Here is a 15,400-nt window from a genome sequence, read left to right as displayed (position 1 = left end):
GGGCAGTTAGTTGCGCAAGTTGACCGGCGGCGAATTGCGGCAGTGCAATCGCGCGATAGCGACGGCTATCGCCCTTCGTGAAATGCCAGCTCGATGCCCACTCGCTCGCCCTCGCGCACCCGGCTGATCGCATGCTTGAGATTCACGCGATAAACCCCGTTCGCGCCTTCGAACGGCCGCTGCGCCGTGCCGATGATGGCCGCGTCGCCGAGACCGAGCGGCACGACCATCGGGCGCGACTGCATGCGCGGCCGCTGTTCCGTCATCACGAATTCGCCGCCCGCGAAGTCGTTGCCCGGCTCCGACAGCAGCGCCACGACTTGCAGCGGAAACACCGGCTCGCCTTCGCTGCGTTGATGCAGCGCGAGAAAGTCCCCGGCGCGCAAGCGGCTCGCGTACGACTGCGCGCGCGTTTGCCCCGCCGCGCGCTGCTGTTCGGCAAAGGCGTCGAGTTCGGCGGGATAGCGGTACGCCGCGCCCAACGCCTCGTTCCAGCGGTTCGCCACCGGCGCCAGCGCACGATAGAACGCGCGCCGCCATGCGGCCAGCGGCGCGGGCAAGGCGGCGCCGAAGTCAAACATCTCGCCGCGCCCAAGCTCGACGGCTTCGAGCAGCACGCGGCGCGAGGCGTTCGCCGCGATCGCGGCGCGCGCGAGTTCGCGCGCCTCGTCGGCATCGAGCAGACGCGGCAACACCGCGTACCCTTCGCTGCCGAGTCGAGCGGCCAGCGCGTTCCCGTCAAGCCGGCCCAAGGTGCGTTCGATGGCATTCATCGTGCGTCGTGAAAAATCAAACCGAGCGTATGGCGTTTGCCGCTGCGAATCTGGCTTACGCCATGACGCATCGCCACTTTGCGCGTGCCGCCGCGCCTGCCCGCCGCGGGCCGTTGATTCACCGCGAACAACACGGCGTCGCCTTGCGCGAGCGCGATCACTTCGGCGCGCTGGCCGTTCGACGCGCTTTCGGTCATGACGAATTCGCCGCCTTCGAAGTCGCGTCCCGGTTGCGAAAGCAGCATGGCGATTTGCAGCGGAAACACATGGTCGCCGTACAGGTCCTGATGCAGGCAGTTGTAGTCGCCCGCGCCGTATTCGAGGATCAGCGGCGTGGGGCGCGTCCGCCCCGCGCGATGGCAGTCGTCGAGAAACGCGTCGAGTTCGGCGGGATAACGCGTTTCGATACCCATTTGCGCGTTCCAGCGATTCGCGATGGGCGCGAGATGCGGATACAGCGCGTGACGCAACTTGTGCAGCAGCGGCGGCAACGGATACGAAAAATACTTGTACTCGCCGCGCCCGAAGTTGTGCCGCGCCATCACGATGCGCGAGCGAAAGCAGTCGTCGCGCGCATAGAGCGCCGCAATCCGCGCGCACTGCGCGGCGCTCAGCACGCGCGGCAACACGGCGTGGCCGTGCGCGTCCAGCGACGCTTCTATCGCGGGCCAGTTATAAGAGCGGGAAGCGCCCGGTTGCGCGCTCGCGGTTTCGGTGATCATCGAATTCAGTTCGGTGCATGAGGTTCGAAAAGCTTACGCGAAGGCGCGCCGCCCGCCGATCCGCTTCTTGCGCTGCAATTTGGGCTGCGATTCGCACCGTGATTCGCGCCGCGATTCGGGCTGTGATTCGGGCTGTGATTCGGGCTGTGATTCGGGCTGTGATTCGGGCTGCGATTCGCGCCGTGATTCACGCCGCACTTCAGATACGCAGCTTTTCCACGTTGGCCAGCAGATCGGCCATGAGGCCGCGCAGCCAGACAATGCCTTCGTCCTCGTCGAAATGCTCGTGCCAGTGCATCGTCACCGGCGCTTTCGGCAGATGCACCGGCAGCGCGTAAATGCGAAACGTGCCCGAGCGGTTGAGGATGTGCGCGAGCCGTTCGGGCAGCGTGGCCATGAGGTCGGTGGCCGCCAGCACGCCCGGCACGGCCACGAAATGCGGCAGCGCGAGCGCGATGTTGCGGCCCACGCCTTGCGCGCGCAGCGCGTCGTCCACGGCGTGATGACTGTGCTCGAACGAGCGCACCTGCACATGCGCCGCCGCCACGAACTGCTCCAGCGTGAGCGCGGAGCCGCGCGGCAGGCGCTCGCGCTTGCGCGTCATGCACACGTAGTCCTCCTCGAACAGCAGCATGTGGCGCGTGCGCGGCAGCAGCGCGGGCAAATTGCCCACGGCGAAATCGAGCCGGCTGGAGCGCAGCGCTTCCTCGATCTGCTCGACCGGCAGCGGCTCCACTTGCAGTTTCACGCGCGGCGCAACCTCGCGCAGCGCCGCGCACAACGCGGGCAAATACGCCATTTCGCCCGCGTCGGAGAGCGAAAGCCGGAACGTGCGCGTGCTGGTTGCGGGATCGAAACGCTCCGCGTAGCGCAGCGCCTCGCGCACGGAATCGAGCGCGCGCCCGACGATTTCCGCGAGTTCGAGCGCGACCGGCGTAGGCTGCATGCCCGCGCGCGTGCGTACGAACAGCGTGTCGTCGAACAGCGTGCGCAGACGCGCGAGCGAATAGCTCACGGCGGGCTGCGAAAGCGCGAGCCGCTCGCCGGCCTTCGTCAAGCTGCGTTCCTCGACGATCGCCTGAAACACGCGCAGCAGATTGAGATCGATATGGTCGATGGAAGTCATCACACGTGTTTCACATATCGACGCCGCTGATTGGCGCGGCGCGAATTCATCAATGGTACGCATGATCGGCGAAACGCACGCGCACTGTCAACGCGCGCATTTCGCATCGGCATTTTGATTGGGATTCCCAACTATTTCGCGCCGCTGAATGCGATGGAACGCGCCGCAACGCGCGCGCGGCAAAATCAGCCGTATTTATGCCGCCAATAATATTGATGAATTTGACAGATAACCGGTGCGGCAACCAGACTCACCCCATTATTCGACGAGGAGAAAAGCCGTATGGGCAGCATTGACGACAGCGCGACGCTCGGCGCCGAAGCCCCGGCGCAAAGCGCACCCGCCCTTACGCTGCCCGCCCTGCTCGCGGCGCGTGCGCGGCGCAACGGCTCGGCGCCGCTGTTCTCCGACCGCAAGCTGCGCTGGAGCGGCGCGCAAGCGCTCGACATCGCCGCGCGGCGCGCGGGCGCGCTCGCCCAGCACGGCATTCGCCGCGGCGACCGCGTCGCGCTGCTCTGCACCAATCGCAGCGAATTCATGGAAATCGTGCTGGGCTGCGGCTGGCTGGGCGCCGTGGTCGTGCCCATCAACACCGCCTCGCGCGGCATGCAGCTCGAACACATCCTGGCCAATTCGGGCGCGAAGCTGATGGTCGCGGAAACGCACCTGGTCGGCGCCGTGCATGCGCTCGAACGCGGCAAGCTCGCGCTCGAATCGATCTGGCTGATCGAGAGCGAGGCGGGCAGCGAACGCGAAACCACCGCGCCCCAAGCCGCTACGCCCGAAGCCGCTACGCCCGCAGCCGGTATGCACGCAGCCGGTACGCCCGAAGCCGGTGCGATCGGCTCGCAACCGCTGCCGCCGCGCGGCGAGCCGCTGCCCGCCGCGCCCATCGGCGACGGCGAAGCGCTCGCGATTCTCTACACCTCGGGCACGTCGGGGCTTTCGAAGGGCGTGATCTGCCCGCACGCGCAGTTCTACTGGTGGGCGCGCCACACGGCCAACCACCTGGGCGTCGTTCCCGGCGACGTGCTCTACACCTGCCTGCCGCTCTTTCACACCAACGCGCTCAACGCCTTTTTCCAGGCGCTCACGCACGACGCCGAACTCGTCGCGGACCGCCGCTTCTCCGCGAGCGGCTTCTTCGGCGCGCTGATCGAGACCCGCGCCACCGTCACCTACGTGCTCGGCGCGATGGTGCCGATCCTGCTCGGCCGCGAGGCGCAACCGCGCGAACGCGCGCACCGCGTGCGCATCGCGCTCGCGCCCGGCGTGCCCGGCCACTTCCAGCAGGAATTCACCGACCGCTGCGGCATCGCGCTGCTGGACGGCTATGGTTCGACGGAAACCAACTTCGTGATCGGCGGCGGCATCGGCGACCAAAAGCCGGGCTACATGGGCAAGCTCGTCGCGGGCTTCGACGCGCGCGTGGTCGACGACAACGACCGCGAAGTGCCCGACGGCGAAGCGGGCGAGCTGATCGTGCGCGCCGACGAACCGTTCGCGTTCGCAAGCGGCTACTTCGACATGCCCGAAAAAACCGTGGAGGCATGGCGCAATCTGTGGTTCCACACGGGCGACCGCGTGGTGCGCGAAGCGGGCGGCTACTACCGTTTCGTCGATCGGCTGAAGGACGCGATCCGCCGTCGCGGCGAAAACATCTCGTCGTTCGAGGTCGAGCAAGTGCTGCTCAGCCATCCCGCCGTGGAAACGGCCGCCGTGTTCGCCGTGAAATCCGAATTCGCCGAAGACGAAGTGATGGCCGCGCTCGTGCTGCGCGCGGGCGAAACGCTCGACGCGCTCGAACTGATCCGCTATTGCGAGCCGCGCCTGCCTTATTTCGCGGTGCCGCGCTATCTCGACTTCGTTGCCGACTTGCCGCGCACGGAGAACGGCAAGATCCAGAAGTACAAGCTGCGCGAGATCGGCATCACGGCAACGGCCTGGGACCTCGAAAGCTCGGGCTACCGGTTGAAACGCTCATAAAAGGGGAACGCGCCGGCGCAGCCGCCACGACACGAAGCCAGGCCCACAAAAAGCAGGCACAACGATATCGCGCGAGGAGACACGCGCGCTCGCATAACGCAGCATCCCATTGAAGGCGCCGCCCCACGGCGCCAGGAGAAGCAGCATGGCAAGCACCCAGACCTGTTCCGCAGGCGCGCCGGAGTCCAACGCGCCCGCATCCGGCGCGCACGCCGCCGCGCTCGATCCGCGCGCGCTGCGCCGCATCGTCATGGCGTCCGTCGCGGGCAACGCGCTCGAGTGGTACGACTTCTTCCTCTACAGCACCGCCGCCGCGCTCGTGTTCGGCGAACTGTTCTTCCCCAAGGGCACCGACCCGCTCATCGGCACGCTCGCCGCGTTCGCGGGCTTCGCCGTGGGCTTCGCCGCGCGCCCGCTCGGCGGCATCCTGTTCGGCCATCTCGGCGACCGTTACGGCCGGCGCGGCGCGCTCGTCTGGACGCTTTCGCTGATGGGCGGCGCCACCTTCCTGATCGGCCTGTTGCCCACCTACTCGCAAGTGGGCATGTGGGCGCCCGCGCTGCTCGTGGTGCTGCGCGTGGTGCAAGGCATCGCCTCGGGCGGCGAATGGGGCGGCGGCGTGCTGATGATCAGCGAATCCGCGCCCGCTGAAAAACGCGGCTTCTACGCTTCGTGGAGCCAGATCGGCGTGGGCGGCGGCTTCGTGCTTTCGGCGGCCGTGTTCTTTGCCGTGCAAACGCTCGCGCACGACAGCTTCATGAGCTGGGGCTGGCGCATTCCGTTCCTGCTTTCGATCCTGATCTTCGGCGTGGGCGTGTACATTCGCTCGACGCTGCCCGAAAGCGCCGAATTCGCCAGGACCGAAGCCGCGGGCAAGACCACGCACACGCCGGTGCTCGAAGCCATCCGCAAGCACCCGCGCGCGATTCTCGTGGCAATGGGCCTGCGCGTGGCCGAGAACGGCGGCTCGTACATCTTCCTCGCGTTCTCGCTCGTGTACGGCAAGTTCCTTGGCATTCCTGGCCCGGTGATGCTCGCGGGCGTAATGGTGTCGATGATGGTCGAACTCGGCACGATGCTGCTCTGGGGCCGCCTTTCCGACCGCATCGGCCGCAAGCCCGTCTATCTGATCGGCGCGATCGGGCTGATCGTCGTGGCGTTCCCGTTCTTCTGGCTGCTCGACACCAAGGTGCCCGCGCTGGTCTGGCTCGCGCTGCTGCTCGGCAACGCGGTGTGCCACGGCGCGATGATCGGCACGCAGCCGAGCCTCATGGGCGAACTCTTCAGCACCGAAGTGCGGTATTCGGGCATGGCGCTCGGTCACGAGATCGCCTCGGTGTTCGCGGGCGGCCTCTCGCCGCTGGCCGCCACGGCGCTGCTCGCGAAGTATCACGCCGCATGGCCGGTCGCGCTGATGCTGATGGCGATGGGCGCGATCACCGCCGTGGCCGTGCTCTGCACGCGCGAGACAGTCGGGCGCCGGGCCAGGCCCGACGTCGAACCCGCACTTCGCTAAGGAATCCTGACCCATGCCATCCCGCACATACGAAGGCGCGCTGGTCTGCGCCGGCGTGGAAGTGCCGTACCGCCGCCAGGCGCCCGACGCGAGCACGGGCGACCTGCTTGCGCAGGCGTTCGCGGCCGCGCTCGAACAATCGGGCTTCGCGGCGCGCGACGTGGACGGCCTGGGCGTGGCTTCGTTCACGCTCGGCCCCGATCACGCCATCGACCTCGCCTGGCGGCTCGGCCTTTCGCCGCGCTGGTGCATGGACGACTGCCACGGCGGCGCGAGCGCGATCAATCTGTTGCAGCACGCGATTCGCGCGATCCAGTGCGGCGACGCCAACGTGATCGTGCTGGTTTCCGGCGACCGTTTCGAGCCCGCCGATTTCAAGCGTCTCGTGGAGCACTACAACCTCACCACGCGCACGTGGCTGCGCCCGCTCGAAAGCGGCGGCCCGAACGCGCTGTTCGCGATGCTCACGCAACGCCACGCCGAACGCTTCGGCCTCGCGCGCGCCGATTACGGCGCGCTGTGCGTCGCGCAGCGCGCGTGGGCCGAACGCAATCCGCTGGCCGTGTACCGCACGCCGCTCACGCTCGAAGCGTATCTCGAAGCGCCCATGGTCGCGCCGCCGCTCGGCCGCTTCGACTGCGTGCCCGTGGTGTGCGGCGCGAACGCCGTCGTGGTGGCGCGCGCCGATCTCGCGAAGCCGGGCCGCCACGTGAGCGTGCGCGCGCTCCAGTGCAGCTACAACCCCGACCATCAGGCCGGCGACGGCATGCAAACCGGCCTCGCTTCCCTCGCGCCGGCGCTTTGGGAGCAGGCGCAGGCTTCGCCGGACGACATCGACATGATCTCGGTCTACGACGACTATCCGGTGATGTCGCTCGTGCAACTCGCCGATCTCGGCTTCGCGCCCGACGGCGATTTGCGCGCGCTGATCGCGCGCATCGCCTCGCACGCCTTGCCGGTGAACACCTCGGGCGGCCAGCTTTCGGCGGGACAGGCGGGCGCGGCGGGCGGCATGCACGGGCTCGTGGAAGCGCTCACGCAGTTGCGCGGCGCGGCGGGCGAGCGCCAGGTGCAGCAGGCGCGGCTCGCGCTCGTGAGCGGCTACGGCATGGTCGAGTACCGCTACGGCATGTGCGCCAACGCCGTGGTGCTCGAAGCCGCGCAAGGAGAGGCACGATGAATACGAAGGCGCTCGAAGTCTTTCGCTGCACCGCGTGCGGCACCACGCTCTTTCCGGCGCGCTACTTCTGCCCCGCGTGCGGCGGCGCGCGGTTCGCCGTGCTCGCGGCCGCGCGCGGCACCGTGATCGCGGCGACGGCGGTGCTGCATCGCGTGGGCGCGCAAACAGGCGGCGAGCTGCATCTCGCCAGCGTGGCCACCGACCAAGGCCCGGTCGTCGTCGCGCGGCTCGATGCGCCGGTCGCGGCGGGCGCGGCAGTGGCGCTCGACGTCGACGCCGGCCATCGCATTCAGGCGCGCGCGCTGTAAACCCGCAGTTCCGCGCAGTTCCTACAACGATTCTTTGCAAGGGGATGTCGTGAGAAAGCAGCTTGCCTACACCTTATATTTCGGAATGCTTACGATATGCGGCGTCGCGCATGCGCAAAGCAGCGTGACGATCTACGGCATCATCGACGACGGCTTGACGTGGACAAGCAACCAGGGCGGCCATAGCGCCGTGCAGATGCAAGGCAGCATCTCGCAGGGCAACCGCTGGGGCCTGCGCGGCAACGAGGACCTGGGCGGCGGCACGAGCGCGCTGTTCCGGCTCGAAGGCGGCTTCAACGTGAACACGGGCGCGTTCAGCCAGGGCGGCCGCGAATTCGGCCGGCTCGCCTACGTGGGCCTCTCGAACACGCGCTACGGCACGCTCACGCTCGGCCGCCAGGGCGAGGCAATCGGCGACTACATCGGCACGCTCTCGGCCAACGGCACGCTGCCCGGCGGCATTCTGTTCCCGCATCCGGGCGACCTCGACAACAACGGCATCGACTTCCACCTCAACAACGCGGTGCGCTACGTCACGCCGACCATCGCCGGCTTCAGCGGCATGGCGAGCTACAGCTTCGGCGGCGTGGCGGGCAACGTGGCGCAGAACAGCGCCAAGTCGTTCGCGCTGCAATACCTGAACGGCGGGCTGCAACTCGTGGGCGCGTTCACGTCGATCGACCATCCCGCGCAAGCCGTGCCCGAGGGCGTGTGGACCGCGTCGAACACCGTGGACGGCAATTACGGGCTCGCGGCCGCGAGCTACAAGGTGTTCGGTCTCGGCGCGGCCTATACGTTCGGCGCGCTGCGTTTGAGCGCCGACTGGACCCACACGCAGTTCGGCGACCTCGATCCCACGCTCGGCGCGAAGATCAACGGGCACGTCACCTTCAATATCGGCGAAATCGTGGCGGCCTACATGCTCACGCCCACGCTGCAACTGGGCGCGGCGTACAGCTACACCGAAGGCAACGTTTCGGCCACGGGCCAGGCGCCGCATTATCACGAAGCCGACGCGAGCCTCGACTACTACCTCTCGAAAAGCACCGACGTGTACGCGAGCGCGACCTATATGCGCGCCGGTGGCGGCGCGGTGGCCGATCTCGCGCCGGTGCTCTCGCCTTCGGATTCGATCAACCAGTTAGCGTTGCGCGTGGGTATCCGCAAGAAGTTCTGATGCCGGCCGGATTCGCAAGCCGGATTCGCCGGCCGGATTCGCTGACCGAAGGGGCGCGCGTTGCAGCGCCCTTTTTTATGCAATTCCCCACTTATCGAAGCGTGCGCGACCGGGAAGAACCGGTCTCTCCTCGCTTGCGGCGCACTGGCCTCGTTCTTGACGCGGCGCGACCCGCATCGGGCACTCGATACGCACCGGTATTCGAAGAAAGTGGGGCAGATTTCGCCGCGCATGAACGCACGAGCGGCGCATCGGCATCAAAGCTGTTCGGAAATCCGCCGCGAGACGTCCTGCAATTGCCCGAGATAACGCTCGACCACCTTTTCCACCGTCAACGCCGACGAAAACCACGTCAGCCCGATCGAGGCCGCCACGAACTCCTTCGCCATCACCGGCACGGCAATCGTGCCCGAAACCGGCCGCACGGTCGTGTCGCGCAGCGCATAGCCGCGCGCGCGGGTTTGCTCGATCATCGCCCGCACGGCTTCGCGGTCCTGCGCGAGACGGTCTTCGGGATGATGGCTCTGGCGCACGACTTCGAGCAGCATCGCCTGTTCGTCGGGCGCGCAGAACGCGAGGTAGGCGCGGCCGAGCGCGCGCGACACGAGCGAGAGCCGCATGTTGATCGACGAATGCAGCAGCGAAAGCGGCGAATACGGAATCGTGCTGTAGCGCACCACGAGCGCGTCGACGTCGAGCATGCCCACGGCGATCGGCCACTTGATCTCTTCGGTGAGCGCGCGCACGAGCGGCGCGGCGATCTCCACCACGCGCGGCACATGGTGATAACCCGAGTTGAGCGCGTTCACGCCTTCCAGCAAGCGATATTCGCCGGGGCGGCCGCCGCGCGCCACGAGGCCGAGTTCCTCGAAGGTGCGCAGCAGGCGGATCAACGTAGGCTTGGGCAGCGACGTGAGTTGATGCAGCCCCTCGAGCGTCGAAACCGGCATCTGGTTCAGCGCGCGCAACAGGGTGATCGCGCGCTCGACGGCGCGTATCGAGGAATCGCGTTCGGCCATCGTGTCTTTCGGGCGAGGGATCGGGCGCGGCGCGCGGCTCATGCAAGCCTCGCGCCGCAACCGGCGAAAGCGCGCATTATCGCAGCTCCACGCGCGGCTTCCATCGGGCGCTACCCTCAGCGCACCGCCGGAATGCCGCCGCGCGCGCCGGGTTGCGCACCGCAATGCGCACCGCCACGCGCACCGACAAGCGCGCCCTCGGATCGACCATCGCAGCCGTTTTCACGTCCACCATCACGTCCGCTTTCACGTCCACCGTCATGCGCTCACGCCATCAGCGCGAGCGCGCCCTTGCGCAGCAGCGACTGGTCCGAGCCGATCACGAACCACGTCGCGCCCATGGCCGCGAATTCGTCGCATTCGGCCGGCTCCCCGCACGCCACGCCCGCCGTCTTGCCCGCGCGCCGCGCAATGGCGAGCGCATCCACGGTCGCCTGCATCACCTCGGGCGCGCGCGAATCGGTGAGGCCGAACGAAAGCGCGAGATCGGCGCGGCCCACGAAAAGGCCCGAAACGCCCTCGACGCCGGCGATCGCCTGCGCCGCCTCGCAGCCCGCACGGCTTTCGATCTGGCACAGGATGTCGATGCCGTCGCCGGCCGCCACGGCCTTTTTCATGCCGAGCGAACCGTAGCCGGCAAAGCGCGGCGAGCTGGAAAAGCCGCGCTCGCCGTCGAGAAAGCGCGTGCGCGAGACGAGCCGGCACGCTTCCTCGGCGCTGTCCACGTGCGGCACGACGAGGCCGGAAGCGCCCAGATCGAGCGCCGACTGAATCGTCGCCGCGCTCATGTCGGGAATGCGCACGTAGAGCGGCAGGTTCACGGAGCGCGCGGCGATCACCATGACGTCGAGCGTGCCGCGGTCGAACGGCGCGTGCTCGGCGTCGATCACAACGAAGTTCAGGCCCGCGCCGCCGAGAATTTCGACGATCTGCGGCGCGCCCGTTTTGACGAAAGTGCCGATCTGGCGCGAGGTGGTGCGCGAGGTGGTGTCGGTGCTGGACATAGTGAAAGCCGGTGAGAATTACGATGCGGACGATTGAGCCCGCGCGCGGCCGCCGGCCATTTGCATGGCGAGCGCGGTCAGGCCGAGCGAGAGCAGGCACAGCGCGGGCAGCAGCATCGCGTAGCCGGGATGGCCGAGCGCCTTGCCGATCCACGGCATCGCGTTCTGCGCGAGGAAGCCGCCGAAGTTGCCGATGCTGCTGATGGTCGCGAGACCCGCGGCGGCGCGGCGCCCGCTGAAATATTTCGAAGGCAGCGACCAGAAGCACGGCAGCAGCAGCGAGGTACACGGCGTGCCGATCACGAGCGCCACGTAGCGCGCGGCCGGATCGGTCACGAGCAGGCTCGCGACGAACGCCACGCAGCCGATCACGCCGATCGCCGCCGCCGCGTAACGCACGCGGCTTTCGGTATTGAGCGTGCGCGGCACGGTCAGCAGCAGCGCCGCAGTGAGCGCCCACGGAATCATCGTCAGAAAGCCGTTGAGCGAGCTGGACACGCCGAAGCCCTTGATCACCGTCGGCAGCCAGTAAATGAGGCCGTAGAGCGACGTGAGCAGCAGCGTGTAGCCGAACGCGAACACCAGCACCGCGCGGTCGCACAGCACCGACCAGATGCTGCCGCCGTGATGCGCCTCGGGCGCTTCGTCGGCGACCATGCGCGCGAGACGGGCGCGTTCGGGCGCGTCGAGAAACGGCGCGGTTTCGATATTGCGCGGCAGGCACCACAGCACGACCGGCGCGAGCACGAGCGCGAGCAGCCCCGTGACGATGAACACCCACTGCCAGCCCGCGTGATGCCACACGCCGTCGAGCGAGAGCAGCATGCCGCCGAACGCCGAACCGAGCATGTTGCCGAGCGCGCTGCCGAGCGTGAGCAGCGCGACCGCGCGCACCTGGTAGCGGCGCGGGAACCAGACGGTGAGGTAATAGATGATGCCGGGATAAAGCCCCGCCTCCGCCGCGCCCACGAGAAAGCGCAGCGCCGCGAACATCGAGCCCGACGAGATATAGGCGATCAGCAGCGTGGCGACACCCCAGCTCAGCACGATGCGAAAGATCCACTTGGGCGCGCCGAAGCGGTGTACGCCCAGCGCGCTCGGAATTTCGAAGATCAGATAGCCGATGAAGAACAGCGACGACGCGAGGCCGTAAGCGGTTTCGCTCAGCCCGATCTGATGCACCATCTGAAGCTTCGCGAAGCTCACGTTCATCTTGTCGATGACGGAAACCAGATAGGTGACGAGGATCAGCGGCATGATGCGCCACCAGACGCGCTTGATGAGGCGCTCGTCCTGCCGCGCGTCCCAGGTCGTGTCGGCGCTCGCCGACGTGCTCATTGATATCTCCATCGCTCCTCCAACGTAGCGCTTCCGGCTTCGCCCGCGCCGTGCGCGGCGTGCTGCCGGCTTTTGTGTAATCGAGCGGCCGCGCATGACGCTTCGCGGTCCACGGCGAGCAATAGTACGTGGCGCGCCGGCACGCACCAAGCGGGAATCCTCGCGATTTCGCGTGGCGAAATCCACTTGAAAGCGCCCTATTTTGCGGGCCTTTGCTGCACCGCACGCATTTCGCAGCGCGGAAAGTTCGGGAAACGCGCTTGGTCGGCGCGGCGCTGCGTGGAAACATACGGGGCGTCGAAACGTTGCGACGGTTCAGATCGGTGTGATCGCAACGAAGCAATTCCATAGACCCGCAGCGCACCGCTCGGGAGACAATACGCGAGGAGACCCCCAATGAAAAAACCGTTGTTCCTGATCGCCGCATGCGGCGTGGCCTGCGCGGCGCATGCGCAAAGCAGCGTGACGCTTTACGGTATCGTCGATGCCGGCGTTCGCTACGTGAGCAATGCCGGCGGCAAATCGCAGTACGCCGTGGCGGGCGGCAATGAAAGCGCCTCGCGCTTCGGCCTGACCGGCGCGGAGGACCTGGGCGGCGGCTACAAGGCCGTCTTCACCCTCGAAAACGGTTTCACCACCACCACGGGTGCGCTGCAAGGCGGCCTGATGTTCGGCCGCCAGGCTTTCGTCGGCATGTCGACGCCTTACGGCACGCTCACGCTCGGCCGCCAGTACCTCACGCTCTCCACCTATCTCGGCCAGTACGCCTCGGGCACCGACTGGGCGGCGCGCGGCGCGGGCTGGGGCTACCATCCGGCCGGTCTCGACGACGTGGACGGCACCGAGCGCGCCAACAACGCCATCAAGTTCGCGAGCGCGCGCTATCGCGGCTTCCAGGTGGGCGGCACGTACAGCCTCGGCGGCGTCGCGGGCAACGCCACGCAGAACGAGATGATTTCGGCGGGCCTCGATTACGACGGCGGCCCGTTCAAGGCGTCGGCGGCGTATCTCTTCGTCAAGAATCCTAACTATTCGCTGTTCGGCAACAACGCGACCAGCAGCACGACCGGCAACAACATGTCGGCGAGCCCGGTGTTCAGCGGCTACGCCACGGCCGCCTCGCAGCAGGTGATCGGCGCGGGCGCTTCCTATGTGTTCGGCGCGTTCACGGTGGGCGGCATCTGGACCAACACGAAGTTCAACGACCTCGGCGGCACGGCCGTGACCGGCGTCACCACGCCCGCGAGCGAACGCGGCAAGAGCGTCACGTTCAACACGGGCGAGCTGAATCTCAAGTACCGCCTCACGCCTTCGCTGCAATTCGGCGTGGCTTACGAATACACGCGCGCAAGCTCCTATCTGGGCCTGAGCGGCGCGAGCTATCAGCAATGGAACATCGGCGCGGACTACGCGCTTTCGAAGCGCACCGACCTGTATCTGATCGGCCTGCGCGAAACGGCGGGCGGCTTCGACTCCACGGGCCATCGCGCCGTGGCCGCGCTCACCTTCGCGACGCCCTCGAAAAGCGACGCGCAAGCGGGCGCGCTCGTCGGCATCCGCCATCTTTTCTAACGCCTGAGCACGATGCGCGGCCCGCGATGAAAGCCCGCGCATCCTGCGCTTTTTGCTTCAATCTGGAGACGTCATGGCATCTGCCCATCTCAAGCTGTTCGACTCGCACGCCCACCTCGTCGCCGACGACCAGAGCCGCTATCCGCGCAATCCGATGAAGCGCTCGCCCAACGCGCCGCCGCGCCTGCCCGGCGTGATCGGCCTGCCCGGCGGCGCGCACGGCCCGAACCCGATCAACGAAGTGCCCGACGTCGCGCGCATGCTGCCGTGGATGAAGCAGGCCGGCGTGGAAGGCGCGGTGGCGGTGCAAAAGCGCATGATCTACCGCTACGACAACAGCTACATTCTCGATTCGTCGGATGCGTATCCCGAGACGTTTTCGGCCGTCGTCATTCTCGACGCCGAGGACGAAGCCACGCCCGCGCTGGTGCGCTCGTACATCGAGAAGCACGGTCTCACCGGCGTGCGCCTGTTCGGCGGCCGCGAAGCCGACGGCACGATGCCGTGGCTCAATTCGCCGCGCGCGCTGCAAACGTGGGCCGTTGCGAACGAATACGGCATCGTGATGGATCTCGAAGTGCTCGCCGTGGGCGGCGGCGGCCCCTCGGTGCCCGCGCTCATCGACCTCGCGCGCCGGCACCCGAACGTGCGCGTGGTACTCGATCACATGCTCGAACCCGAAGTCGAGGACGAAAACTACGGCTTCGACGCGCGCTTCGTGCCGCTCGCGGCCGAGCCCAACATCTTCTTCAAGTTCACGTCGATCAACCTCGACATCTACCGCGAAACGCACACGCCCGCCGATCGCGCGCTGCGCGCCGCCGTCGACATGTTCGGCGCCGGGCGCATCATGTGGGGCTCGGACATCGGCACGTCGTCGGGCACCTACCAGGACATGGTGCAACGCATGGTGGACGCGACCGCGCTGCTCACGCCCGAGGAACGCCACGCCGTGCTCTACGAAACCGGCAAGCGCGTGTTCGTCAAGGGCGGCATGCTCGGCTGAGCGGCGCCACTTCATCAAGCAGGAGACGTCGATGTTTCTCGATCCGGCCGCCACGCCCGGCTTCAAGCGCACGCTGTTCAACGCGATCGTCGCGCCGCGACCGATCGGCTGGATCAGCACGATCAACGGCCAGGGCCAGGTGAACCTCGCGCCGTTCTCGCATTTCAACCTCGTTTCCACGGCGCCGCCCGTGGTGATGTTCTCGTGCAACGCACCCGCCGACCGCCACGAGAAGGACACCATTGCGAACGTGCGCGAGACCGGCGAGTTCGTCACCAATCTCGTGACCTGGAGCCTGCGCGAGCCGATGAATCTCAGCTCGTTCAACGCGCCTTACGGCACCGACGAATTCGAACTCGCGGGCCTCGAAAAAGCGCCGAGCGTGATGGTCAAGCCGCCGCGCGTGGCCGCCTCGCCCGCGAGCATGGAGTGCAGGCTTTTGCGCATCGTCGACATCGAACCGACCGCGCCCGGCGAAACCTTCAGCAACGTGGTGTTCGGGCGCGTCGTGGGCGTGCATCTGGACGAGCGTTTCGTCGATGCGGACGGCCGCTTCGACACCATCGGCACCGAGCCGCTCACGCGCCTCGACGGCAACAACTACGCAACGGTCGGCCGCGTCGACGTGCTCGGACGCCCGAGCCCGCGCCGCGACTGACGTCTGCGCCCTCAA

15 protein-coding genes are annotated in these 15,400 nt (G+C 67.3%); 8 read left to right on the top strand and 7 right to left on the bottom strand.

Features of this window, described 5'->3' with window-relative positions:
• Positions 1 to 65: 65 nt before the first annotated feature.
• From U5805_RS00905 to U5805_RS00895, 3 genes are all read right to left on the bottom strand, one after another.
• Positions 66 to 773: a 2OG-Fe(II) oxygenase gene (locus tag U5805_RS00905; protein ID WP_322101544.1), complete on the bottom strand. Its 708-nt coding sequence runs from the start codon at positions 771 to 773 to the stop codon at positions 66 to 68.
• The gene (locus tag U5805_RS00900) at positions 770 to 1,495 is read right to left on the bottom strand and encodes a 2OG-Fe(II) oxygenase (RefSeq protein ID WP_322101543.1); all 726 of its coding nucleotides are present in this window, start codon (positions 1,493 to 1,495) and stop codon (positions 770 to 772) included. Before U5805_RS00900 ends, U5805_RS00905 begins: the two co-directional genes overlap by 4 nt.
• A gap of 199 nt (positions 1,496 to 1,694) precedes the next feature.
• A complete protein-coding gene (locus tag U5805_RS00895) occupies positions 1,695 to 2,621 on the bottom strand; it encodes a LysR family transcriptional regulator (protein ID WP_322101542.1) in 927 nt (308 codons plus the stop codon).
• Positions 2,622 to 2,903: 282 nt separating this feature from the next.
• Here U5805_RS00895 and U5805_RS00890 point away from each other — a divergent pair, with 282 nt between their 5' ends.
• The 5 genes from U5805_RS00890 (at position 2,904) to U5805_RS00870 (ending at position 8,788) form a co-directional block, all read left to right on the top strand.
• On the top strand, positions 2,904 to 4,607 hold the full coding sequence (locus tag U5805_RS00890; protein ID WP_322101541.1) for an ATP-dependent acyl-CoA ligase: 1,704 nt from the start codon (positions 2,904 to 2,906) through the stop codon (positions 4,605 to 4,607).
• Between the two features lie 145 nt (positions 4,608 to 4,752).
• Positions 4,753 to 6,123 carry an MFS transporter gene (locus tag U5805_RS00885; RefSeq protein WP_322101540.1) on the top strand — a complete coding sequence of 457 codons (1,371 nt, stop codon included), beginning with the start codon at positions 4,753 to 4,755 and terminating at the stop codon, positions 6,121 to 6,123.
• A gap of 13 nt (positions 6,124 to 6,136) precedes the next feature.
• The gene (locus U5805_RS00880; RefSeq protein ID WP_322101539.1) at positions 6,137 to 7,303 is read left to right on the top strand and encodes a thiolase family protein; all 1,167 of its coding nucleotides are present in this window, start codon (positions 6,137 to 6,139) and stop codon (positions 7,301 to 7,303) included.
• On the top strand, positions 7,300 to 7,611 hold the full coding sequence (locus tag U5805_RS00875) for a Zn-ribbon domain-containing OB-fold protein (RefSeq protein ID WP_322101538.1): 312 nt from the start codon (positions 7,300 to 7,302) through the stop codon (positions 7,609 to 7,611). Before U5805_RS00880 ends, U5805_RS00875 begins: the two co-directional genes overlap by 4 nt.
• 49 nt (positions 7,612 to 7,660) lie before the next feature.
• Positions 7,661 to 8,788, top strand: a complete 1,128-nt coding sequence (locus U5805_RS00870; protein ID WP_322101537.1) for a porin — start codon at positions 7,661 to 7,663, stop codon at positions 8,786 to 8,788.
• Between the two features lie 257 nt (positions 8,789 to 9,045).
• Here U5805_RS00870 and U5805_RS00865 read toward each other — a convergent pair whose 3' ends face one another.
• From U5805_RS00865 to U5805_RS00850, 4 genes are all read right to left on the bottom strand, one after another.
• Positions 9,046 to 9,807: a DNA-binding transcriptional regulator gene (locus U5805_RS00865; protein ID WP_322101536.1), complete on the bottom strand. Its 762-nt coding sequence runs from the start codon at positions 9,805 to 9,807 to the stop codon at positions 9,046 to 9,048.
• Positions 9,808 to 9,883: 76 nt separating this feature from the next.
• Complete coding sequence (locus tag U5805_RS00860; protein ID WP_322101535.1) at positions 9,884 to 10,069, bottom strand: hypothetical protein; 186 nt, start codon at positions 10,067 to 10,069, stop codon at positions 9,884 to 9,886.
• Between the two features lie 4 nt (positions 10,070 to 10,073).
• Positions 10,074 to 10,811, bottom strand: coding sequence for an HpcH/HpaI aldolase family protein (locus U5805_RS00855; RefSeq protein ID WP_322101534.1), 738 nt, complete (start codon positions 10,809 to 10,811; stop codon positions 10,074 to 10,076).
• An 18-nt stretch (positions 10,812 to 10,829) separates the two neighbouring features.
• Positions 10,830 to 12,149, bottom strand: coding sequence for an MFS transporter (locus U5805_RS00850; protein WP_322101533.1), 1,320 nt, complete (start codon positions 12,147 to 12,149; stop codon positions 10,830 to 10,832).
• A gap of 396 nt (positions 12,150 to 12,545) precedes the next feature.
• On the opposite strand from U5805_RS00850, the gene U5805_RS00845 reads away from it, so the two are divergent.
• The 3 genes from U5805_RS00845 (at position 12,546) to U5805_RS00835 (ending at position 15,385) form a co-directional block, all read left to right on the top strand.
• A complete protein-coding gene (locus tag U5805_RS00845) occupies positions 12,546 to 13,721 on the top strand; it encodes a porin (protein WP_322101532.1) in 1,176 nt (391 codons plus the stop codon).
• 73 nt (positions 13,722 to 13,794) lie between these two features.
• Positions 13,795 to 14,727, top strand: a complete 933-nt coding sequence (locus U5805_RS00840; protein WP_322101531.1) for an amidohydrolase family protein — start codon at positions 13,795 to 13,797, stop codon at positions 14,725 to 14,727.
• Positions 14,728 to 14,758: 31 nt separating this feature from the next.
• Positions 14,759 to 15,385 (top strand): flavin reductase family protein, encoded by a 627-nt coding sequence (locus U5805_RS00835; protein ID WP_322101530.1) that lies wholly within the window; start codon positions 14,759 to 14,761, stop codon positions 15,383 to 15,385.
• Positions 15,386 to 15,400 lie beyond the last annotated feature (15 nt).

This window comes from Paraburkholderia sp. J41, assembly GCF_905220235.1.
Classification (GTDB): Bacteria; Pseudomonadota; Gammaproteobacteria; order Burkholderiales; family Burkholderiaceae; genus Paraburkholderia.
This window is presented reverse-complemented; position numbering and strand designations above follow the sequence as displayed.

Coding starts and splice junctions, on each gene's coding strand:
- U5805_RS00905 (WP_322101544.1), bottom strand. CDS start 773: ATGAATGCCATCGAACGCACCTTGGGCCGGCTTGACGGGAACGCGCTG.
- U5805_RS00900 (WP_322101543.1), bottom strand. CDS start 1,495: ATGATCACCGAAACCGCGAGCGCGCAACCGGGCGCTTCCCGCTCTTAT.
- U5805_RS00895 (WP_322101542.1), bottom strand. CDS start 2,621: ATGACTTCCATCGACCATATCGATCTCAATCTGCTGCGCGTGTTTCAG.
- U5805_RS00890 (WP_322101541.1), top strand. CDS start 2,904: ATGGGCAGCATTGACGACAGCGCGACGCTCGGCGCCGAAGCCCCGGCG.
- U5805_RS00885 (WP_322101540.1), top strand. CDS start 4,753: ATGGCAAGCACCCAGACCTGTTCCGCAGGCGCGCCGGAGTCCAACGCG.
- U5805_RS00880 (WP_322101539.1), top strand. CDS start 6,137: ATGCCATCCCGCACATACGAAGGCGCGCTGGTCTGCGCCGGCGTGGAA.
- U5805_RS00875 (WP_322101538.1), top strand. CDS start 7,300: ATGAATACGAAGGCGCTCGAAGTCTTTCGCTGCACCGCGTGCGGCACC.
- U5805_RS00865 (WP_322101536.1), bottom strand. CDS start 9,807: ATGGCCGAACGCGATTCCTCGATACGCGCCGTCGAGCGCGCGATCACC.
- U5805_RS00860 (WP_322101535.1), bottom strand. CDS start 10,069: ATGACGGTGGACGTGAAAGCGGACGTGATGGTGGACGTGAAAACGGCT.
- U5805_RS00855 (WP_322101534.1), bottom strand. CDS start 10,811: ATGTCCAGCACCGACACCACCTCGCGCACCACCTCGCGCCAGATCGGC.
- U5805_RS00850 (WP_322101533.1), bottom strand. CDS start 12,149: ATGAGCACGTCGGCGAGCGCCGACACGACCTGGGACGCGCGGCAGGAC.
- U5805_RS00845 (WP_322101532.1), top strand. CDS start 12,546: ATGAAAAAACCGTTGTTCCTGATCGCCGCATGCGGCGTGGCCTGCGCG.
- U5805_RS00840 (WP_322101531.1), top strand. CDS start 13,795: ATGGCATCTGCCCATCTCAAGCTGTTCGACTCGCACGCCCACCTCGTC.
- U5805_RS00835 (WP_322101530.1), top strand. CDS start 14,759: ATGTTTCTCGATCCGGCCGCCACGCCCGGCTTCAAGCGCACGCTGTTC.